The sequence below is a fragment of the Rhodopirellula sp. JB055 genome (assembly GCF_043100905.1).
In the GTDB taxonomy this organism is placed as follows: domain Bacteria; phylum Planctomycetota; class Planctomycetia; order Pirellulales; family Pirellulaceae; genus Rhodopirellula.
In genome coordinates, this window is the sequence record NZ_JBICHO010000344.1 from 1 (window position 1) to 21898 (window position 21898).

Below are 21898 nucleotides of genomic sequence, written 5' to 3' on the forward strand. Positions count from 1 at the left end.
TCGGTGCCAGGTGAAACCTGGCCTACGTCATGTTGCCAACTGTCGTCGCTCCGCGACTCAAAAGCGTCGCTCCGCGAACACCTGGAGTCGTATTTGCTAGACTGGTTCAATTCTCGGGAGCGTCCCGCCCGCTCGGTTGCCATTCGACTCAACGAAAATTCGCGGCGTGGAATTGCATGATCTCCACGCAACGTTGCTCGTAGATTTTCAATCCCGAGTGAGGAACCTCTGGAACAACGATGCGTTCAAAAGGAATGCCGAGTGATGTCAGAAACTTCATGTACTCCAGGTTGTTCTGGTAGTTGAAACCTTTGGTCCCAACGTAAATCATCCAATCAACCTTGGGCGTCTTCGTTGTGGAATAGGCTCGTGCCAAATCCCAAGCGTTGTCGCCTTCCGCAAAAACAAGCGTCGCTGACTCGCGGCCCCCCGACTCGCTGATCTTGCGTTCGGTTTCATAACCGCCACCACCCGCCGCTGCACTGCAAAACAGATTTGGGTACCGCAGCGACAATCGCATCGTCCCGCGTCCGCCCTGTGAGAACCCTTCGATTCCGCGGTGTTCACGGTCTGCGATTGTGCGATAGGTCGAATCGATGTGCGGGATCAGCTCTTTGATGAACACGTCCGCACCCTGCTTGGTTGGTTCGCCTGGGATGTTGTAGTGACTGACCGGGCCGCCATTGACGAACACATAAATCATCCCCGGAACCTTCCCTGATTCCATCGCGGAGTGAAGCAACGGGACCAGTGCAAGAGACTTCGCTTCACTGCCCGGACGACCACCGTGAAGGTAGTAGACGACAGGGAACCGCTTCGCTGACTGGCCATCGGAATATCCAGGCGGCAACAAAATTGCGTACCCAACCTCTCGGTTCAATGACGGGCTTTGGAACGTGCCGTGCTGAAGCGAGGGGTGTTGTCGATTCCTCGGAATCGGGTTCACCCAAGCAAACGGGGCCGGCTTCTTCTTCGCTTTCTTAGGCGATCGTTTTCCAGTTGATTCTGATGCCGCTTTGCTTTGAACTGGCTTCGCGGGCGATTCCGCGAACAACGAATTTTCAGTGAACAATGACAAGCAGGCAATCAAACAAATGACGCGGCGCATGGGCAATTTTCTCGAGGCAGGAATTTTGTGGGGAAGCATCACTATACTATTCCGGAGGACGCCCCTCACGGAGATGTCGTTATTCCCTTTCTTCCCAAGCCATAACGAAACGCCCCAAAGATGGATCCGTTCCTGCAAGCTGCCCTCGATGAAGCACGCCTCGGTCTCCAAGAAAACGGGATCCCGATCGGCTCCGTCCTGGTGATCGACCATGAAATCGTTTCGCGTGGCCACAACCGACGCATCCAAAGTGGCAGTGCGATCTTGCATGCCGAAATGGATTGCTTGGAACGTGCCGGCCGACTGACCGCCGACGACTACTCACGGTCGACGCTGTATTCAACTTTGTCGCCGTGCGACATGTGCAGCGGTGCTGCCCTGCTTTACAAGATCCCGCGAATCATCGTGGGTGAGAACCAAACGTTCCAAGGACCGGAATCCTACGTTCGCAGCCGCGGCGTTGACTTACAAGTTATCCAAGACCCCGATTGCATCGAGCTGATGCGAAGCTTCATCCAAGACAACCCGACACTTTGGAATGAAGATATCGGCCTGCCAACTGAAGACTGATCTCAAGCCTAAGTGGTTTATCAAAGTTGAAAGTGAGAGTGATTGTAGTGGACGAGGCGACGAGTCCTTGGGTTTGACGCCAGGTTCAGGACTCTCGCCTCGTTCACTAAGTAGAAAACAAGTCGTGACAGACCGCTAGGCTTCTTGTTCTTCCACCGTGCCTGCCCCACATTTCTCACAGGCGGGCAAAAGCGAGTGGCGGACTCCACCGCATTTCTGACAGGCGTGAAAGAGCGTCGTTTCGCAACAGGGGCAGGTGTAAGGTTGGTCAAATGTGGCCGCATCGCCATCGACCGTGACGGGAGTGCGTTTCTTCAAACTCCGCCGCGTCCACACCGCGAATTTCAGTGGGCCACGCTGGATCGGGTAGTCGCATATTGGGCAGAAGAAATGTGCGTAGGCTTCCCGGTACTGTCGCAGCAACCAATCCCGACTCGGTTTAGCAATCAACCTCAGTAACCGCACCAAGACTCCTGTTGCAATGGCCAGTGACAACAAGATCAAAATGTACTTGAAATAGATCGCAGGAAAGTGATCGTGCATCACCAGCAGAACCCGAGCGGCCACCGCACCGCTGATGGCATACACCAGCATCGCGTAGGTGCCACCGGCGTGACGCACGAACATCCAACTGCAGAGAATCAACATCGGAATCAACAGCGCAAGCTTGTACGCCGCCAACTTCCATTGATGCTGCTCCGCAAGCGTCTCATACTCGTCCGCAATCGGACGACTGGCGCGCGTGATGGCTCCCTCGTTCTCTCGCTGCTTCTCCTGAACCTCATCCAACTGATCGTTGAGATCAGACAACTCGGCATTCAGCGTTTGTGTTTGACTCTGATTGGCCAAAAACAATTGCAAACTATCCGTGAGCGCCGATTGTTGGTCATCGCTCAATGTCGTCGCATTCTCATCCGCGTTGCGTTTGAGTTCCAGCAGTTGATTGATTGTCTGCTGCGAATCCCGAGTCGTTTTCGGTGTCAGTTTTCGACGTCGTTCGGTAGCACCGATTTGCTGGGGTAATTCCACCAATTGAGCCGCCAGCAATTGCCGCTCGTCCTGCAATTCTTGGGGCAAGCCCTCGTCCAACATTTGGTTGTAGTTCGGCCCTTTCGCACGATCGATGTCGCGAACGATGTAACCGAGCAACCAAAAGGCCAGCAAACCGACCGCGACGCTGAACCCAAAGACCATCAACCGAAGCATGAATGAACCGCGGTGTTTCTTTGTCTTCATCTGTTCGCCTTGAGTCGAATGTTGGTGGGTGGTATTTCTTAACCGAAGCAGGTAGTCAGGAATCTTTGGGTAAGTAAGCCGTTTGTCGTTCGCCTAGGCTTCAAAAAGTTGTTGTTGCAGCGGATTCAACTTTCGCAGGTTTTGTTTCACGACTTCGTCCCAACGGGACAGCCCTATGCCAGCCCAGGGCAACGCCCTGGGTTATGCCCAGACCAAGATTGCAAAGCCCCAAAGGGGGCGGTCCTAGCGGGTTTCGGGGAGTCCTTCTTAGAGCCCAACGCTTCGAGATTCTTCGCGAAAACTTTGCGGAGTCCCATTTTTGTGAAGCAGCGCGTCTATTCGCTTCGCAAAATCGCGAGGCACAGAGCGACCATCACGCTGAAACTGGCGATCAATCCGACCAGGCCGAGCAGGCTGACTCGTTGGATCCCAAACATTGGCTGATCGGGGAACAGAACCGGAGAAACCTCGTAGGACAGCATCAACGCGGAACCCAAGAACACCGCGCTCGTCATCAGCCCCACCACCAAGCGGTTGACCACCGGGGCAAAGCGTTTGGGTTCCAAGCGAACTTGCAATTGCCCCAACCGAGCTTGATTCATGAGCGACAACAACTGTTCCGGCGCGTTTTCCATGAACGCTTCGCTCTCCAGATAGATCCGGCGAGCTTGGCGCAGACGCCGTGCCGGAGTCAATCGGCGAATCATCACGCGGCGGAGATAAGAGCGGACAATGTCCAGCGAATCGAAGTCGACGCCGATCTCCCGCAACGTTCCCTCGAGCGAAATCAACATTTTCAACAGCAACGCAGATTGATTGGGAAGCCCAATCCCGTGCCGGTGAAGAATCTCGCTGAGTTGATTCAACGCCCCGGCAAGATCAAAACGATCAAGTGATTGACGGCCGTAGGTGTCGATGAAATCAGCCACGTCGATCTCTAACGCGGACTGGTCCAAGTCCACTCGTGGGTTGCCCACTCGACGGATCAAACGCGTCAGTCGTCGACTGTCGCCTGCGTTGATCGCGGCCAACATTTCTTCGATCGACTCTCGCATCGCTTCATCGATGCGTCCCGTCATCCCGAAGTCGAGAATCGCCAAGCGACCGTCTCGCAAACAGAACAAGTTGCCAGGGTGCGGATCGGCGTGGAAAAATCCGTCCTCGAACACCATTCGCAAATACGTTCGAGCCAGTGTCCGGCCCAACTCAGGTGGCAGGTCCGCGCGAGTCATCTCGGTGGGCTCGTCAGCGATCTGGCTGTCGTCTCGTTCGAAAATTTTGGCCAGCGGTTCACCGACCATTTCTTCCATCACCAAGACACGTCGCGTGCAGAGCTGGTCCAGCACGGACGGAATGACGATCTCAGCTTTGTCCGACTCAAGAAGCTGAGCGAACTGTTTGAGGTTGCTGCGTTCACGGTTGAAGTCGAGTTCTCGAAGGATCATCGGCATCAATTGCCGGACCATGTCCGAAGGTCCCCAAATGGCCAGTGCTTCCACGTGATCGGCCCACTGCGCCAAGCCTTCGAGAACATCGAGGTCCTCGCGCATCATTTTCTCGATGCCGCGACGCTGCACCTTCAACACCACTCGCTGTCCGTCCATCAACTCAGCACGGTGGACTTGTCCGATCGAGGCGGTTGCAAGCGGCACCGGTTCGATGTGCCGGAAGTGTTTTCGAAAGTTCCTGCCCAGTTCTTCGGACAACGTTGCTTCGACGACTTCCATGCTGTCGGGCGAAACCTCATTGCGAAGCAGTTTGAGCTCTTCCGCGATTTCGTTGCCGACAAGGTCAGGGCGAGCCGCGAGGACTTGGCCGACTTTGATAAATGTCGGTCCCAACTCGGTGATTGCCATCCGAATGCGTTGCGACCGTGTGTACTGGGTCAGCGGAACGCCCGAGCGATCTTTGATCCAGTTCTGCAGCGGCAACCGACGAGCGCGGCTGATCCAATCTGCCAACCCGTACCGGCGCAGCACCCTCAGGATCTCGCGTCCTCGGCGCAGATTGCGGTACAACTGGGGGATCGATGTCAGCTTCATGAGTTTCCGTGGAGGTGGTTGGTCGCTCCATTGTGATCGCAGGCTTGGCAAATCGTCGAGCAGGACGAATTTTCGGCCCCGAAAAACTTCCCTTTATGCCCAATATTCCGCTCGCAGCGTTGGTTCCGCCTGGATTTTCAGCCCCCGATCCGACATTTGCCGACGATTGGGCAACCGCCATCGTGACCACGATCGAGCTGATGCTGGTGTCAGCCGGGATCGCGGTTTTGATCGGAGTGCCGACGGCGTTTTTTGTCAGCCAATTACGACCAAACCATTGGCTGGTCCGCACCTGGACCTTCTTCGCGTTCGCGACTTTGGCAATGCCGCTGATCTTGTTAGCAGCAGCCTGGGAATCCACCGCCGGTAAATTTGGGTGGTTGGTCACAACCATGACAGGAGGCAACCTGGGTTGGGTTGGATGGATTCATGGCATGCACGGCGTCGCGCTGGTGTCATTGGCTACCGTTTGGGCGACGCGCCGAATTGCTCCCGTCGCCATTCAACAGGCCGCATTGGATTTCTCACCCACCCAGAGTTGGTGGCGAGTCAAATTGCCGATCGCGATGCCTTGGATCGTCGCGTCAGCCGTCGGCGTGATGGTGCTCGCGTCGACCGAAATGAGCGTCGCGGATTTGCACAGCGTCCGAACCGTCGCGGATCAGTTCTACTTATTTTACTCCGTGGATCCCAACACCACGTCGGTGCTGGTGTCGACGTTGGTCCCGATGTTGGTCGGTGGAATTCCAGCCGCACTTTGGTTTTGGTTGCAGCGTCGTCGATGGAAAGTCGCGTCCAACTGGGATGCTGATCCAGTCGATGCGTCAACAACAGTGACAGACACAGCATCCGGTGGAGTTCGCTTGATGGCCATGGCCGCCGTGGCCTTTTGCACGTTGTTGTTGATCCTTCCGCTTGCCGGGTTGATCATTCAAACCGGTCACGCGGTCGAAGTGGTGGACGGCCAACGGCAAGCGACCTTCCACTGGCAAGCATCCCTCCGGGCAATCGCCGAAGCTCCCCGGCTCTTTGGCGAAGAGCTCGCCTGGACCATTCAGCTCGCTCTTTTCTCCGTCATCCTATCACTGCCAATCGCGATGGGACTTGCACGTCTGGCACGCTCATCCAAGCCGGTTGGATTCGTCATCGATGTTTTGGGAACGATGCTGTTCCTCGTGCCTGGCCCGGTCATTGGAATGACAGTCGCGGCTTTTTTCCGACTGCCATTCGCGGGACTGGATCGGCTCGCGACGCACACGTTGGTGCCGACCCTGATCGCGGTTGGCGTGCGAAGCACTCTGGTCGCTTATGCGATTCTTCGAAATGCCTACGACGGCATTGATGATGCTACTTGGCAATCCGGGCAAATGGATGGCTCGGTCACTTGGCGATGGTGGCACCTGGAGGTCCCTTTGCTGAGACACGGATTGGGTGTTGCCGCACTGGCGGTGGCGATCGTTTCGGCGGGCGACGTGCCAGCCGCGATGCCGGTATTGCCCCCCGGTGTGACCACAACAGGTACCCGACTGTTTGGATTGCTGCACAGCGGAGCCCGATATCAGGAAGCGTCGTTGGCGCTGGTTCACACAGGGATGGTGATCCTGCTCTGCGGAGCGATCCTGTCCATGAGACTCCACTTGCGTCGTTCAAGCAAAGGCGTAGATTGAAACGTTTCACCGCGTCCGTGCCCCCGCTTCGACAACTGCCTTGTTTGTCCCCGAATCTCTGCTCGCGGTGTACTGTGTGCTGATCATCACGGCCTCGGTCTGCGGTGGTTGGTTGCCAACCTTGATTCGGATGACCCACCTTCGCACCCAGCTCTTGATGAGCTTTGTAGCAGGCTTGATGCTAGGCATCGCGCTGCTGCACCTGCTGCCGCATTCACTGCACAAAGTCAGCTCCGCATCTCAAGCTTGTGCAGGAGTCTTGGTTGGCATCCTCGCGATGTTCATTCTGCTTCGAACGTTCCACACGCACGTTCACGGGCATGGAGAGCCGCATGATCACGAGCATGCCCACTCCAATGCCAAACGCGTCAGCAACAGACCGCTCGGCTGGCTCGGCATGCTGTTTGGCCTGGGCCTGCACACGTTGATGGACGGCGTCGCGTTGGCCGCCAGCATCGCTGCGGAGTCGCAACATTCGCCATGGCTGGGACTCGCTGGTCTGGGCACGTTCCTCGCCGTGGCACTTCATAAACCACTCGACGCCTTTGCGATCACGTCCGTCATGAGCAAAGGCGGTTGGAGCTCAGCTCAGCGAACCGTGGTGAATCTGACCTTTGCGACGGCCTGCCCCCTCGGCGCGATTGCGTTCTACTTTGGTGCCACTCAGTTTGGCAACACCGAAGTGTTGCTCGGATGGGGACTTGCACTCTCGGCTGGGTTCTTCATCTGCATCTCACTCTCTGACCTGCTTCCTGAAGTTGCTTTTCACGACCACGATCGGCTCAAACTCACCACTGCATTGCTACTGGGTGTTGCTTTGGCAGTGGGGATCGAAAGCCTGCCCGGCCACAGCCACTCGATGCTCCCGCTCGGACACCCCACACCGACTCTCCACAGCGACAACGTTGCGAGTGAGACCCCCTAATCCACCTGCCCAGAACCATTCCCATGGGAAGCTGCCACCACGACCACTCCAGCGATTCAGCGAATGAATCCGATCATAGTGGGACCTTGCACCATCATGGGTTGACCTCCGCAGGCCAGTTTGACTCGGTCAGCGACGCAAGATTGCTCTGGTCAGTGTTGCTGAACCAATTCCTAACAGTCGCTCAGGTGGTCGCGGGAATTTTCTCAGGCAGTGTCGCACTGCTGTCCGACGCAGCACACAATTTCAGCGATGCTAACTCACTGCTGATTGCCTACATCGCTCGGCGAATCGCTCGCAAAAAGGCTAACCAAAGGTACACGTTTGGCTACCGCCGAGCCGAATTGATTGGAGCCACCATCAACCTCACGCTGTTGGCCGTTGTCGGTTGCTACTTGATCTACGAAGCCATCCATCGGTTCTTCGCCCCGCAACCGATCGTCGGTTGGCTGATGGCGGTTGCAGCCGCGATCGCACTGATCGTCGACATTGGCACCGCCCTTCTGCTGTGGGCAATGAGCAAAGGCTCTTTGAACGTGCGAGCCGCTTTCATTCACAACTTGGTGGACGCCGCTGGCAGCGTTGCCGTTTTGATCGGAGCAGCAGCCGTCATCTACCTGGACTGGCTGTGGGTGGACGCGTTGCTGACGCTGTTGATCGCGGCCTACATCCTCTACCAAGTTTGGCAGATGCTTCCCGAAGCAACTCGCATTTTGATGGAAGGAGCCCCTGCCAACTTCCACTTTGACGAGATGCTTGCTGACCTCAGCAAGATCGATGGCGTGTCCGGAATCCACCACGTGCACCTTTGGGAACTGGACGAATCGCATCGGGCACTGGAAGCTCACGTGGTCATCGAACCGACTCGCTACGAAGACCTCGAGCACATCAAACGCCTCATCAAAACGTACTTGACCGACGAACACAACATCCGCCACTCCACGCTCGAATTTGAATTTTCCGGCGCGTCCGACTGCCACGATTCCGACGGCAATCTGATCGACGGTGATTGCCTGTAGAAAACACCGGGACTTCGTCCGGCAGGTACACTGGGAACCCCCATGTCCCCACTGCCCCATCAACCCAAGTCGCCCCATGACGCGTTTCCCCTTGCCCGTGCTCGCTCTCGCACTTGCGATCCATTCCCTTGGTTCTTCCACCTGCTTTGCCCAGCGCGATCCCAATCGCATGACCCACGGCCCCATGCTGGGCCAGCCTTCCGCTACCAGCCTCGCCGTCTGGGCTCGCACATCTGACCCGGGCGAATTCACCGTCCACTATGGAACTCGCCCACCCGAAAACCATGGTGGGGATTTGTCGGACCACATCAGCGAACCAGGCCTCACCCGCATCGAGCATGACAACACGGGCGTCACAACTCTGAAAGATCTTGAACCTGACACACGGTACCACTACCGCATCTATGTCAACGATCGCCCGCAAGGCGAACCGGGCACGTTCCGAACACTCCCGGATCAATCAGGATCCGTTTCAGAACACAACCCCGACGGACTGTTCAATTTCCGATTCCAAATCGGTTCCTGTGCCAACCAAAACCCGCTGCACGGGATCGGCCACGACAGCCCCACCTACAAACATCTCAATCAAGATTGGTCGGACAAAGTTCACTTCCACATCATGAATGGGGACTGGTTGTACGAAGAACTTCGTGAGTACCCGGCCGAAGCGTGGCGACTCACGCAGGGCATCATGGAACTCCCTCAGGTGGTGAAAACCATGCCGACGGTGACCGGCGTGTGGGAGAACTACAAACTGTACCTCACTCGCAATCACGCCTTATCGACGTGGCATCGCAACGTGCCATCATTGTTCACCTTCGATGACCATGAATTGGTCAATGACATCTGGGGAGCTTCCGAAGCGGGCAAACGCCACCGCCGAACCGTCTTTCGTGACATTGGAACTTACGCCTGGAACGACTACCTCGGCTGGGCCAACCCGTTCGAATCCAAACAAAGATTGCATGTTGGCACGGCGAAGTTGACCGCCGGCAGCGACTTGCTGGTCGACCGCCAGACCAACTTTCGACAGTTACCGCTGAACGAAATGCTGAACCTGCACGTCCACTGGGGAACCGATACGGCAGGCGTCAACGACATGGTCTACGACACCGACGATGGAGAAGTCAACTCGTACGTCTATGACATCGTTGAGGTGGTGGATGAACACACCGTCCGGCTTCACATGCCCGCCAAAGCGGACGGCCAAGTCAGCTACTCCATCGGGCAACGCAGCTACGGAAAGTTCAGTGTCTCCAACTGCGACTTCTTTTTGCTCGACACTCGTGGCGACCGCGACATGCACGATGTTTCGCAGCGTGACAAACCAGGTGTTTCGATGCTGGGCAAACATCAACGCGAATGGCTGCTGCGTGAAATGAATGCCAGCGACGCGAAATTCACTTTCTTGATTTCAAGCGTCCCGATGATGATCCCACACAGCGGCGCCGGTGGTTTCGAAGCCGACGAAGCCAACAAAGAAGAAGCCTGGACCGGCTTTCTCGACGAACGAGAGATGTTGATCGACACTTGGGATAAGATGGACAAACAAGTTTTCGTGATGACCGGCGACCTGCACAACAGCTTCGCGATTCGCGTGACCGACAATGTGTGGGAATTCTGCTGCGGCCCACACAACAGCGTCAATCACGTGCCGGAACTCGACGAGAGCGACCGCCCTGCGACGGGGCGATTTCAGTTCGGGCCCCGTGAGTGCGACATCCGATGGAGCAGCTATGTGCTGGCCGACCTGCCACGCTTGGAACGCCTGTACCCGCACTTTTGCGTGGTGCAGGTCAACAATGTTTTCAACATGCCGGTCAAACAAGGCGACAAGCGTTTGGTCGCCTACCCACATCCGCAGGTGGTGTTCCAGTACTACGACGGCTGGACGGGCGAACTGGCTTATGCCGAGTCCGTCTCTTTGCCGCGAGAATGATCACTGCTCGGAAATCGCTTCGGCAGTCGTGGACGCTGGTTGCAACCATCCGTCCACGCTTCCGGCAAGCTTCCATTCCGGGTTGATCGGCACCTGCAAATGAGTCAACGCGACGGTGACCAAATCCACCGTCGCTGGTGGTGCGGCCCCTTCCGCACGTTGGATCGGCTGTCCCTTCATCGCAGCAGCCCCGCTGACGATCATGGGGGCCGTGAAGACATTCGGATTTTCGCGACCGCCGCCGTGGCCGGTCCCTTCGCCACCATGGTCGGTGCTCACCAGAACCAACCAATCTTCCTCGGCGTAGGTCTCTCGTTGCTGGACCGCTTCCAGCAGTTCTCCCACCATCCGGTCAACGTTCTCAATCGCAGCGACGTATGGCGGGACGCTTGGATGAAACCCGTACGAGTGGCCAGTCTCGTCCGTCGAACCGAAGTAGATAAACGCCCAATCCAAGTCATCGTTTCGCAAAACAGGGACCGCCGACCAAGCCAGTGACTGATCCGCTGCCTTCCAAACAGTTGAGGCCGAGGCGTTCTTGCCGGGCGTAACCACGACATCGATGTCCGCATCCGTTGTCACGTGAGTTCGGAGGGGAGTCCAACAAAGGAACGAAGCCGTTCTGATGCTGGGTTTGACTTGTTTTGCCAAAGCAAAACCGTGCGGCGCCGCCTTTGCATCGCGTCCTTTGAAAGAATTGTCGAGCACGCCGTGCCGATCCGCCCACACGCCCGTCAGAAAGGTCGTCCAGCCCGGTCCACTGACGGTGTCACTGTCAGTAACATCATCCGACGTCACCCGTGTTTCCAGACACAACGTGCCGTCAGCGACAAGCGAATCCAGGTGAGGTGTCTTGGCGGCGACGAATGCGTCTCGCCTCAAACCATCAATGCCAATTGTCAACACCTTGGGTTCACGCGCATTTGCGTTCGATGCAACCGTTGATGCCAAACAAACCCAGACAACGCCAACCAAATTCAAATGAAACCAACTCATATACCGACCGTGTGGTGTGATCTGCATTGTCGAAATTGAAAGTGGCCGACACCATAATCCAATGAATGCAACCAAACAAACCAGGAAGATCGTTCGTTATCGAGGCAACGTGCAGGGAGTGGGATTCCGAGCCAACGCAATTCACCAAGGCCGTGGCCTGAACGTGAAGGGCTTCGTCCGCAACGAACCCGATGGGGACGTCCTTCTCGACGTGCAAGGGCCCGCAAAAGACCTGAATGAGCTGCTTCGGCGGATCAGCAGCTCGATGGAAAGAAAGATCAACGAGGCATTGGTCGATGACCGCGAACCGCTGCCGGATCGCAAAAACTTCTCCATTCGTTATTGAGAAATAAATACAAAACGCCAGGCCTCCAAGACCTGGCGTTTCGCTTCATTGCAGTGCATCGACGAGTGTCAGGCGAGACCTGACCGACGTCATTCTGGAGCAGCGTCAGAGCCAGCATCTGCTTCAGGAGCGGCATCCGTTTTGGCGGCTAAGTCGGCTGACGCAGTGGCTTCGGCGGCACCTTCTTCTGCCCCTTCTTCGGCAGGAACACGAACGACCGCAATCAACTCATCGCCGTCATCCACGTTCATGATACGAACACCTTGCGTGTTGCGACCGATGACACTGATGTCGCCAGCGCTGATCCGTTGCAACTTTCCTTTCGCGGTCATCAAGAACAGCTCGTCTTCATCGTTGACGCGAGCGATGCCGATCACCTTGCCATTGCGTTCACTGGTTTTGATGTCACGCAGACCTTTGCCACCGCGTTTCTGCGTGCGGTAACGAGCCGAACTGCTGGACGATGAGTTTTCATCATCTCCGTTGTCCGCTGCGTCGTCTGTTTCACCACCCGCATCCGCCAAGTTAGGCCCAAACGGCGTTCGCTTTCCGTAGCCGTTCTTGCAAACGGTCAGCAAAGTGGCCTCGGGATCAGTGACCACCATCCCAACCACCGCGTCGTCACCGACCAAGGAGATTCCCTTCACGCCGGACGTGTTGCGTCCCATTGGGCGTGAATCGGATTCTCGGAAACGGATCGCCATGCCATCTGCGGTGACCATGATGATCTCTTCCCCGGGTCCAACCACCGCGGCGTCTACCAATTCATCGCCTTCGCGAAGCTTGATCGCAATGATGCCACCACGTTTGGGACGGCTGTATTGTTCCAGCGGTGTTTTCTTGACCAATCCCCCTTTGGTTGTCATCACGATGCTGTGACCGGGCTGGTTGAAATCACGAACGGCCAAGCACTCCGCAATCTGTTCGCCTTCTTCCATCTGCAACAAGTTCACAATCGCGCGGCCTTTGGCGTCGCGAGCCAACTGCGGGATGTCATAAACCTTTTGCCAACGAACTTTTCCGGATGTTGTGAAGAACAACAGATAAGCGTGGGTGCTGGCGACGAACAAGTGTTCGATTGGATCTTCGTTATCGCTCTTGGCACCCTTCATGCCTTTGCCGCCACGACGCTGCGTGTTGTAAACACTGGTCGGTGTGCGTTTGATGTAACCGCGGTGACTGATGGACACGACCATCGTCTCTTCCGTGATCAAATCTTCCAGGTCGATGTTGCCAAGTTCTTCGTGGCTGATCTCGGTTCGGCGTTTGTCGCCAAAGCGACGCTTCATCTCTTCGAGGTCTTCTTTGATGATGCCGTTGATTCGGCTTGGGCTGCCGAGGATATCGATGTAATCGATGATTTCCTTCAGCAGTTCAGCATGCTCACCGGACAGCTTCTCTTGTTCCAGGTTGACCAGTTGGCCCAAACGCATGCGAAGGATTTCGTCGGATTGGACGCTGGTCAGTGTGTACGAATCCGCTTCACCGCGTTCCAGTTGGAACTGCTTGAAACCTTCATCGCCAAGCGCCCGCTGCATCATCGATGCGGGGCACGCGATGCCCATCAAACGCTCTTTGGCTTCGGGTTGAGTGCGGCTGGTGCGAATCGTTTGAATGATCTCATCGATGTTGGCGAGTGCCAGCAGCAAACCTTCGACGGTGTGTTTGCGACGACGTGCACGAGCTAACAAGAATTGCGTTCGGCGACGAATCACGGTCACGCGGTGACGCAGGAACTCCGCCAGCATCTCCTTCAGCGTCAACTCACGAGGCTTGCCATCGACAAGCGCCAAGAAGATCAGCGAGAACGTGTCTTGCAGCGGTGAGAACTGATACAGTTGGTTCAAGATCACATCGGGATCCTCACCACGTTTCAGTTCGACCACCAATCGAACGGGTTCTTTCAGATCGCTTTCATCGCGAATTCCGGAGATCCCTTTGATCCGGTCTCCGTTCACGAGCGCCGCGATCTTCTCAATGATCCGGTCGCGATATTGCTGGTACGGGATCTCGGTGATCACGATGCGATGGCGGTTGCCTTTCATCTCTTCGATTTGGCAACGAGCCCGCACGACCATCGTGCTTCGCCCCGTCTTGTACCCGCGACGCACGCCAGCGCGACCGCAAATGATGCCGCCGGTTGGGAAGTCAGGACCAGGAATGATCTCGCACAATTCGTCGATCGAAGTGTCCGGCTCTTCAATCAGCTTGATCAGCGCATCGCAAACTTCCGTTGGGTTGTGCGGCGGAATGCTGGTCGCCATCCCGACGGCAATCCCGCCGGAACCGTTGATCAGCAAGTTGGGGAACTTGCTGGGCAAGACCGTTGGTTCGGTTCTCGCTTCATCGTACGTCGGAATGTAGTCGACGGTATCAAGTTTGAGATCTTCCAACATCGCCGCGGCGACACTGGCCATGCGGGCTTCTGTGTATCGCATCGCAGCGGGAGGCAAACCCGCGACGCTTCCGAAGTTCCCCTGTTTGTCGATCAACAAACATCGCATGTTCCATTCTTGTGCCATCCGAACCAGCGTCGGATAAATCACACTTTCACCGTGAGGGTGATAGTTCCCCGAGGTGTCACCGGAGATCTTCGCACATTTGACTCGCTTGCTACCTGGGCCAAGGTTCAAGTCATTCATGGCGACCAAAATCCGACGCTGAGACGGTTTCAAACCGTCCCGCACATCGGGCAAAGCTCGACTGACGATCACGCTCATCGCGTACGTCAAATAGCTCTCACGAAGCTCATCTTCGATAGGCAGATCGACCATCCGGAGCGCACCATGGCCCCCGTGAGGGTCAGGGCTGCCTTCCGAACCGTCGCCAGACGGTGGTTCCGCACCGCCAGGAGGGCTGCCTGAGCCCGGTGGATCCTGCGCGCCACCACCAGCGGTCGCATCCGCGCCACCCGCCCCGTTCTCTTGACCGCCGTTGTCATCGGCGGGTCCATTCACTTCACCCGCGTTTTCGTCGCCTGGTTCCTGATTTTCGCCGTCTTCAGCCAAGGGATTTGCTCGTATATCACGGGGGAAGCGGGCCAGCACGGATCCTTGATCCGAAGACCCAAAATTGGAATGCCCATTTTACCTCGTTCACGCGTTTTTCACAACGCCGCGAGGCTTTCTGAACATTGACGCAAGCCATTGTTTTTCAAATACTTACGACGGTCTTTTTGATCCCCTTGTCCCCTTCGGATTCCGCCCATGAGTTCCCCCAGTGACGACGCGATCCTGCAATCCATCCGGCTGTATCGCGAAGCCCTGCAACAAACGCAGGCTCTCTTCGTTGAATCGGGCGAAATCGCCGAAGGCAGCTACGGCTGGTTGGCGGGATCCGACGCCCCCGAACCGGCCGGCAATCACAACCTCCCACAACAAATGGACGACCTTCACGAGGGGTTCGTGATGAAAGTTTTCGCGACCATGGTGCCCGCCAGCACCGCCCGCAACCTCGAACAACGCCAACTCGGCCGCATCCTGCTGGAACACGTTTGGGGCGAAACCGTCCAAGGCAGCAAACTGCACGAAGCGATCGACTGGTTGATCACCACTGCCGAGGGTTTCTCGTGGTACGAAGTCACACGGCCATTCCTCGAACTGCCCTCGCTTCGCGATCGATGGGGCGAAGTCATCACCACCGCGACTCGCATGGCACACTTGATCGCGATGGTCGACGGGGATGACAGCAGCGCCGAACGCGCTCATCTGCAATCCATGCTCGACGGACTCGAAAACGCCAAGCACGTCGCCAAATCACCTACCAGCGTGACCGCACCGACGATCGCCGCCGCGTCACCTACGGTGGACCACCAGGCCGATCTGGACAACGCTCGCGAAGCGATTTCGTGGTTGCGTTCCGAAGCCAAACGACTGCGAGAAGGAACCGGCCACGATGCCGCCAACCAGCCCACGCCGACGCACGCCGGAGGTGGCTCCCCCGCTTCCGCCCCGCCAATTCAACCGGAGCCCGAGGAACCGGCCGAAGTCGACGAACGAACCGCCGAAGAACGCTTGGCCGACGCACGAGCCAAACTGGATCGCTTGATCGGACTGGACGCGATCAAGAATCAAATCCAAACCCTGGCAAATTTCCTCGCAATGGAACGCCATCGCGAACAAGCCGGTTTGCCCACGACCCAACCCAGCCTGCACATGGCCTTCGTTGGCAACCCCGGAACCGGCAAAACCACCGTCGCGCGAATCATCGCGGAGATCTACGGTGGACTGGGCGTGCTCGAAAAAGGCCACTTGATAGAAACCGATCGCAGCGGCTTGGTCGCGGAGTACGCTGGCCAAACCGGGCCCAAGACCAACGCCAAGATCGACGAAGCACTTGATGGCGTGCTTTTCATTGATGAAGCCTACACGCTGATCGACGAAAGCGGCCAAGACCAATACGGCCGCGAAGCGATCCAAACCCTGCTGAAACGAATGGAAGATCAACGCGATCGCTTGGTCGTGATCCTAGCGGGATACCCCAAAGAGATGACCAAGATGATCCGCAGCAACCCGGGACTGAGTTCGCGGGTCGGCACCACGATGCACTTCGACGATTACGATCCCGAGGCCCTGTGCCGGATCTTTGAACTGATCGCCGCGAAAGCCCAGTACGTGATTCCCACCCAAAGCCGCCGGCGATTGCTTCGCGGCTTCACACATCTCTACTTCAATCGTGATCGACACTTTGGCAACGGCCGAACGTCTCGCAACTCCTTCGAACGCAGCGTCCGCCGTCTCGCAAACCGCATCGCAGGTTCCATGGAAGTCACGCGTGAATTGCTGACAACGCTCCAGCCTTCTGACATTGAGATCCCAGACCTGACGGACGCTCAGCTTGACGCGATGACCGAACCAAGCGGCATGATCCGAGTCACTTGCCCGCACTGCGACACGCCCCAGGTGATCGAAGATACCCTGATGGGCACAACCACCAACTGCAATTCATGCAGCGAACCGATGGAAGTCCAGTGGGGCAGCCCGGTGATCGACATGAAAGCCCCCGCCGAACCGCAACCCGAGCAGGACATCCAATCCAAAGCATGACCCGCCGCGTGATGAACCGTTGATTGAGCCGACCTTCGATTCTTCATGCGAGCCGTTTCGACACCGGCCTGGACCGCTCCCCCGGAAATCTCGCAGAAATCTCGCTTTCCGCCCCCTCCCGCTGCGAGGTCGTGCAGTTTTATTTCACCCTCCTTTTGGAAGGGTGATGATAAACGCCTGGCAACACAGCGTTTAAAAACGGCACAAACTCCTTCGGCGAGAGGGGAGACGGGTCGTTTTGCCGGTGCTTGTCAGGAAGAAAAGCAACCATCTGCGACCAATCAACCTCGAAGCGGGCGATACAAATCCAACTCTTCGCGTCCCATCAGTTGCGAAAAGATGGCCGCGATTTGGCGGAGGCCTTCCCGCAACATCTCTTCCGCATCGCTGGCCTCTGGCTCTGTCAGCTCAAACCAATACTCATCCGAAGCGGGCTTGCTGAACCCCCAAGCACTCCCCGGCAACCCGGCCACAATCACACATTCACATTGCTGCGATTCAGGTGCGTTGTCATCCGCTTCGCCAACGTTCTGATAGTGCAACAGGTAATCAGGCGGGATCGAACCATCCGGTGGATCATCGCCGCTCTCCTCTTCATCGGGCTCGTCAACCACCTCCACGGTTTCCACCGAAGTCACCATCACGTCCGGCCACACCCGACCTCGCAACAAGTCCGACCGAGTCACCGCGAGCAAGCCGTCTTGAATCCACTCGCCAATCGTCACCGGCAAGGCCGCGGGAATCTCATCACCACGCTGGGCCGAAATCGCATTGAACGCCAGAGGCGACAGACTTCGATCCGGCAACATCGGCGAATCAACGTCCCAACAATCGGCCAACTCACGCCCGTCCAACCAATGCCGGTCGAACCAATCGCCTCGAAAAGTCGGGCCGATTCGCTTGACCGATTCGTCGGCCTTCGGACGATCCGCCCAAACATCCGCGCCACCAACCAGGGTCACGTCGTATCCGAGGAAACGACCATACAAAGCCGCTTCGATCCCCATCTCCGTGGTGCCGATCACAACGATAGAACCAGGAGGATCCAGGGTGGAATCATTCATAAAACTGAGCCGATTTCCGGCAAAAACAAAGCGTTTCGAAAGTGAAAAGGAATCACATCCCGCCAACCGGCGGTCGCGTATCGTCGGGGCTGTGCCCCAAAGTCGCAAGTGGCAATCCATTCCGCCGATACAAACGCGACTGGACAAAACCATGATTGAGCGTTTGAGTTTGTTGAATCACCCAATCGGCACCGTCAAAAAACGCTTCCACCGGAACCAACTCTCGCACGGTGAGTCCCGTTTGCCACTTGAAAAACCGATGCATCACGGCACTCCAAAAGGTCGCTCGCAGACGCCGCCATCCCGCCGCAGGCACGACGAAGTCGACGTGATAAAACCAGCCTCCTGGTTCGACCAAGGCCATCCACTGCGGCAGATGGCACTCCAACTCCGATTCAGTAAAGCAGTCCAAGAAGAACGGAGCGATGACACATGCAAACGTCTCGCCACCCGCAGTCCATTGCCTCGCGTCCTGACAAACCAAACGCACCCGATCCTCCGCACCCAACTGCGTCACGCGTCGCTTCTGAAGTCGTCGCATCCTGGGGCTTTGTTCGACGCTGGTAACACGAGCACTTGGTTGCGTCCGCAAGACCTCGGCAAGCAAACGTCCATCGCCATCACCCAGCATCAAGATCCGATCCACTGGCGGCAACTCCGACAACAAAGCCACCCGAGCCAATTGCAGGTCCTTGCGAAAGACCGGCTTTTCCAAGACCCCATACCACCGAGCCAGTCGGTCGTAGCCTCGTACAGAATCACTCAAAGAATCACTCAAAGAATCACTCAAAGAATCACCCAGCAGATCACTGGCGATACCATCAGCGACCAATCCGCCATGGGGACCAAACGGTCAAACCAAGGCCGCCGCACATCCCCTGATACCGACCAACGATTCCACTCACACAGCCCCCTGCCCTGCCGTCGCCACCAACACATTGTCGCAAACAATGCCAACGAACCTCCCATCAAACAAACGACCACCAACCAAGGCAACCATCCTACAAATCCGCTGGCCCCTGCCAGACAGGTCACCCCCAAGGTTGCCACCATCTCACGCCGCGGGCTCACTGAACGACTCGCGTCGTAGTTTTGATCCGCCACCGATTCACGTTCAGCAACCGCCCAACAATTCGCAGTGAACAAAATCGCTGACATGACACATGCCAACGCCAAGGAAAAACTCGGGACCTCCAACCACGCGATCAAACTGACCCCCGCCGCAAAGATCACACCGACCTGAACCTCTTTCGCGAAAACATGACGTACGGTGGAACGTCCCGGCCAGAAATGCACACCGCCGCCGTAAGACAAAACCAATGCGGCAACCAACAGCCCCATCCGAATCACGGCCGTGTCCATCCAAACCACCACGACCGAACAAGCCGCCATCAGAACAACGGTCCAAACCAACACCCAAATTTTCGCGTGCTGATGGTGCATTCGGTGGCGAACCAAATGTGGCCGTGACAGATCCAATCGAGATCCATCAAGCAACCGATCGGCGACGTAGATCAGCCAAACAACAGCACCGAGCACAAACGACTCGTGCCAGCGAGGCATTCGATCACAGAACCCAACCAGAAACACGAACTGCCAAAGCAGAGCCACCAAGACCGCATCGAGCGACAACACATTCAACCAACACGTCCACGGCAATCGCTCACTCAGAGTCACCGATGACAGATGTATCGCAGGCGTTGCGATCGATCGTCGGCTGGGTTCAGTTCCCTGCACCTTGCACAATCCGATTGGACAACGTGCCCACACCACCGATGGTGATGTTCACAACGTCATCGGGCAGCAGCGTGAAATCGCTGGTCGGAACGATCCCAGTCCCGGTCATCAAGAACGCTCCCTCCGCCATCGTGTTGTCGCGTCCCAGCCACTGAACCAATTCATCAAACTTCCGGGCCATCTCTGCCGCGGAAGTGGATTGATCGAAGACAACGTTTCCATCTCGAACGATTTTCAAATCCACGGTGATGGCTTCGAGCGAAGGCAGCTCATCCATCAACGTGATCCACGGCCCCAGCCCAGCGCATTGGTCGTAACATTTCGCTTGCGGCAAGTACAAAGGGTTCTCGCCTTCAATGTCCCGCGAACTCATGTCGTTGCCCACCGTCAATCCAACGATCTTCAACTGGGGACTGAGCACCAACGTGATTTCGGGTTCCGGCACATTCCATTTCGCATCCACACGAATGCGGAGCGGTTGAAGGTGACCGCTGACACGTGACGGTGTGGCTTTGAAAAAAATCTCCGGCCGATCCGCGTTGTAAACCTGATCGTAACACGACGCGGCGGCTTCGGACTCTTCCATCCGAGCCGTTTGGCTGCGTTTGTAGGTCACCCCGGCGGCCCAGACTTCTTGCTGGTCGATGGGAGGCAACCACTGCGTCGAATCATCGATCGCAATCGGCGGATCACGGTCCAAGGACGCCGCCGCGGCCTTCGGATTCTCCGCCGCCAAAATCGCAGCAAGCGAGGGCAATTCCGCGGTCATCTGAAGTGGGATCAGGCTGTCCGCTTCGACCAAAGCGACGCGAATTTGGCCCGACGAATCAATGCACTTGGTGATATTCATGACGACAAGATAACTGCCCCCACGCCCCGTCAGAAGACCTCAAGGAGAGAAAGGCATCCACAACTCGAAACTCAGCGAACGACCGCGACCTCAATTTCGAGCCCCGGTCCAAACCCAAGCATCAGCCAAGGCCCCGGCACGTCTCGCTGCTGGAACTTTTGCAACACGAAGCCAAGAGTTGCCGACGACATGTTGCCGTGCTCCCGCAACACTTCGCGAGAAACGTCGAGCGCATCCGAGGACAGTTCCAATGCGGTTTCGACGGACTGCAATATCCGAACACCGCCGGGGTGAACCGCCCAACCACCGATCGAATCCAAATCCAATCCTGATTTTGCCAACCAAGGGACCAGAAACTCACGAAGGTTCTTTTCAATGAATCCTGGCACGCTGGCTTCCAGAGTCATGATGAAACCATTGTCACCAATTCGCCACGTCATGGCATCGTGACTGTCGCGAATCAGGCAGGATCCCACCGCAAGGATTTCTCCCAACGGTGACTCAACAGCCGATTTGGGACAGTCATCCCCTGCGACAATCAAACCAGCAGAACCATCCGCGAACAACGATCCCGAAACAATCCGCTGAGCGTCGTAGCCGTACTGGTAATGCAGGCTGCAAAGTTCGATGCAAACGATCAACACCACCGCATCCGAATCAGCCGCAACCAAACCGCGTGCCGTGCGCAAAGCATTGACCAATCCATGGCATCCCATGAATCCCACTTGGATTCGCTGAGTCGTACTTGGCAAACCAAGGTGGTCGATCAAATGCACATCGATTCCCGGTGCGGTGAATCCAGTGCAAGTGACGGTGACGACATGTGTGACATCATCGGGTGAGACCCCGCTGCCATCCAGCGCCCCCTGCCCCGCTTGGCATGCCAGCGCCGGTGCTTCAGCAGCAAAGCGTTCGTTTCGCGTAGCCATCGTCGGACCGCGATCCTCCCCATCGACGAGCGGCGGATAGAACGACTGGGTCAGTTCGCCAGCATCGCCCTTTTCAACCAGCACACTGCCACGTGTGTCGACACCGGTCCGGCGATAAAGTTTGGCCAGTTTCAGAGCCTGTTTTTCATCCTCGCAGGACATGCTCTGGGCGCAGAGAGTCGAAAAAGCGAGGTCGGCTTGATTGGTAGGATGAGCCGTCGCGATGGAAAGAATCTGGGCAGTCATGAAGAGACGTGAGTCCGAAGAGAAGCGTCCGCGAAGCCCGAGGCAGCGCGGTGGAGAGGGGACGTTGTGTCGAAACGAGGACCGTTTGCGAGACTGCGTGTGAAAGGAATCGCCAACCAGTGTGCACGTCGTAGACCGTTGGACGCAAACCAGCGAACGGGACGATATCGAACCATTCC

17 protein-coding genes are annotated in these 21898 nt (G+C 56.8%); 7 read left to right on the plus strand and 10 right to left on the minus strand.

Annotated features, from left to right (window positions below; genetic code table 11):
- Nucleotides 1-148: 148 nt before the first annotated feature.
- Nucleotides 149-1078 carry an alpha/beta hydrolase gene (locus ACF8AM_RS13595; protein ID WP_392556151.1) on the minus strand — a complete coding sequence of 310 codons (930 nt, stop codon included), beginning with the start codon at nt 1076-1078 and terminating at the stop codon, nt 149-151.
- A 150-nt stretch (nt 1079-1228) separates the two neighbouring features.
- On the opposite strand from ACF8AM_RS13595, the gene ACF8AM_RS13600 reads away from it, so the two are divergent.
- Nucleotides 1229-1678 (plus strand): nucleoside deaminase, encoded by a 450-nt coding sequence (locus tag ACF8AM_RS13600; protein WP_392556152.1) that lies wholly within the window; start codon nt 1229-1231, stop codon nt 1676-1678.
- Between the two features lie 135 nt (nt 1679-1813).
- Here ACF8AM_RS13600 and ACF8AM_RS13605 read toward each other — a convergent pair whose 3' ends face one another.
- Nucleotides 1814-2914, minus strand: a complete 1101-nt coding sequence (locus tag ACF8AM_RS13605) for a hypothetical protein (protein ID WP_392556153.1) — start codon at nt 2912-2914, stop codon at nt 1814-1816.
- Between the two features lie 335 nt (nt 2915-3249).
- Nucleotides 3250-4956 (minus strand): ABC1 kinase family protein, encoded by a 1707-nt coding sequence (locus tag ACF8AM_RS13610; RefSeq protein WP_392556154.1) that lies wholly within the window; start codon nt 4954-4956, stop codon nt 3250-3252.
- A 95-nt stretch (nt 4957-5051) separates the two neighbouring features.
- Between ACF8AM_RS13610 and ACF8AM_RS13615 the strand changes: the two genes are divergently transcribed.
- The 4 genes from ACF8AM_RS13615 (at nt 5052) to ACF8AM_RS13630 (ending at nt 10506) form a co-directional block, all read left to right on the plus strand.
- Complete coding sequence (locus tag ACF8AM_RS13615; RefSeq protein WP_392556155.1) at nt 5052-6623, plus strand: ABC transporter permease; 1572 nt, start codon at nt 5052-5054, stop codon at nt 6621-6623.
- A 40-nt stretch (nt 6624-6663) separates the two neighbouring features.
- Nucleotides 6664-7548, plus strand: a complete 885-nt coding sequence (locus ACF8AM_RS13620; protein ID WP_392556156.1) for a ZIP family metal transporter — start codon at nt 6664-6666, stop codon at nt 7546-7548.
- 23 nt (nt 7549-7571) lie between these two features.
- Nucleotides 7572-8567, plus strand: coding sequence for a cation diffusion facilitator family transporter (locus ACF8AM_RS13625; RefSeq protein WP_392556157.1), 996 nt, complete (start codon nt 7572-7574; stop codon nt 8565-8567).
- Nucleotides 8568-8643: 76 nt separating this feature from the next.
- A complete protein-coding gene (locus tag ACF8AM_RS13630; RefSeq protein ID WP_392556158.1) occupies nt 8644-10506 on the plus strand; it encodes an alkaline phosphatase D family protein in 1863 nt (620 codons plus the stop codon).
- On the opposite strand, the gene ACF8AM_RS13635 is transcribed toward ACF8AM_RS13630, so the two are convergent.
- Nucleotides 10507-11412, minus strand: coding sequence for an alkaline phosphatase family protein (locus ACF8AM_RS13635; protein ID WP_392556166.1), 906 nt, complete (start codon nt 11410-11412; stop codon nt 10507-10509). It lies immediately after the preceding gene.
- A gap of 151 nt (nt 11413-11563) precedes the next feature.
- Here ACF8AM_RS13635 and ACF8AM_RS13640 point away from each other — a divergent pair, with 151 nt between their 5' ends.
- Entirely contained in the window at nt 11564-11848 is a 285-nt protein-coding gene (locus ACF8AM_RS13640) for an acylphosphatase (RefSeq protein WP_392556159.1), read from the plus strand.
- An 89-nt stretch (nt 11849-11937) separates the two neighbouring features.
- On the opposite strand, the gene gyrA is transcribed toward ACF8AM_RS13640, so the two are convergent.
- Nucleotides 11938-14856: a DNA gyrase subunit A gene (gene gyrA / locus ACF8AM_RS13645; protein WP_392556160.1), complete on the minus strand. Its 2919-nt coding sequence runs from the start codon at nt 14854-14856 to the stop codon at nt 11938-11940.
- 198 nt (nt 14857-15054) lie between these two features.
- Between gyrA and ACF8AM_RS13650 the strand changes: the two genes are divergently transcribed.
- Nucleotides 15055-16893 (plus strand): AAA family ATPase, encoded by a 1839-nt coding sequence (locus ACF8AM_RS13650; RefSeq protein WP_392556161.1) that lies wholly within the window; start codon nt 15055-15057, stop codon nt 16891-16893.
- Between the two features lie 281 nt (nt 16894-17174).
- Here the strand turns inward: ACF8AM_RS13650 and ACF8AM_RS13655 are convergent, their stop codons facing one another.
- The 5 genes from ACF8AM_RS13655 to ACF8AM_RS13675 form a co-directional block, all read right to left on the minus strand.
- Nucleotides 17175-18023, minus strand: coding sequence for a hypothetical protein (locus ACF8AM_RS13655; RefSeq protein WP_392556167.1), 849 nt, complete (start codon nt 18021-18023; stop codon nt 17175-17177).
- Complete coding sequence (locus tag ACF8AM_RS13660) at nt 18010-18723, minus strand: class I SAM-dependent methyltransferase (protein WP_392556162.1); 714 nt, start codon at nt 18721-18723, stop codon at nt 18010-18012. The genes ACF8AM_RS13655 and ACF8AM_RS13660 overlap by 14 nt, the downstream gene beginning before the upstream one ends.
- A 20-nt stretch (nt 18724-18743) precedes the next feature.
- A complete protein-coding gene (locus ACF8AM_RS13665) occupies nt 18744-19694 on the minus strand; it encodes a hypothetical protein (protein ID WP_392556163.1) in 951 nt (316 codons plus the stop codon).
- The gene (locus tag ACF8AM_RS13670) at nt 19681-20544 is read right to left on the minus strand and encodes a fumarylacetoacetate hydrolase family protein (RefSeq protein ID WP_392556164.1); all 864 of its coding nucleotides are present in this window, start codon (nt 20542-20544) and stop codon (nt 19681-19683) included. The genes ACF8AM_RS13665 and ACF8AM_RS13670 overlap by 14 nt, the downstream gene beginning before the upstream one ends.
- Nucleotides 20545-20615: 71 nt before the next feature.
- Nucleotides 20616-21719 (minus strand): type III polyketide synthase, encoded by a 1104-nt coding sequence (locus ACF8AM_RS13675; protein ID WP_392556165.1) that lies wholly within the window; start codon nt 21717-21719, stop codon nt 20616-20618.
- Nucleotides 21720-21898: the final 179 nt, after the last annotated feature.